1 pseudogene is annotated in these 643 nt (G+C 68.1%); it reads right to left on the bottom strand.

Annotated features, from left to right (window positions below):
• Positions 1–643: pseudogene (locus OTB19_RS43270) on the bottom strand (hypothetical protein); the annotation flags it as partial.

Raw genomic sequence — 643 nt, 5'->3', positions numbered from 1 at the left:
GCCCGCATGTCCGGGGCGGCCACCACGGTGCCGCCGATACCGGACCGCACCTCGGCGCGGACGTAGCGGCGGGCCAGCTGACCGAAACTTGTGCCGGTCGTGTCCCCGAGCTCCAGCGGGGCGGTGCTGTTGTAGATGGAGGTGACACCGGCGGTCACGACAGGGTCGCCGAGCTGCGTCCAGGGCCCTGCCAGGGTAGTTGCCGTGTAGAACGTGACGGTGTTTCCGCCCGCGCCGTTGTTGACGTCGAGGGTGGCGCGGACGGCCATACGACGCAGCACCGGGACCGGCTGCGTCGCCACGATGAAGGTGTATGCCGACGTTCCGTCGGGCGACCAGCGGAACTGGGGGTGGCCGCTCGGGCTCATCAACAGCAACCAGGAGCGCTGGTTCCCCGTCGCCTGATATTTGCCCATGATCTCCCAGATCGGGGCGGCGTAGGTCCCGACCCAGGCGGAGGGGATCATCTCGACGCGCACGTCGATGTCACCGGTGATGTCCAGGGACGCATGATCGGGGGTGGAGATCTGAGCGCCCGCCACCGCGGGTACGTCGAGGTACGAGTAGCTGCCCGGGACCGAGAACCGAACCGGTGTGTTCCTGCCGATCAGCCCGTAGTTGATGCTGCGGGCATTCCTCGGGG

This window comes from Streptomyces sp. H27-H5 (assembly GCF_026627505.1).
GTDB lineage: Bacteria > Actinomycetota > Actinomycetes > Streptomycetales > Streptomycetaceae > Streptomyces.
This window is presented reverse-complemented; position numbering and strand designations above follow the sequence as displayed.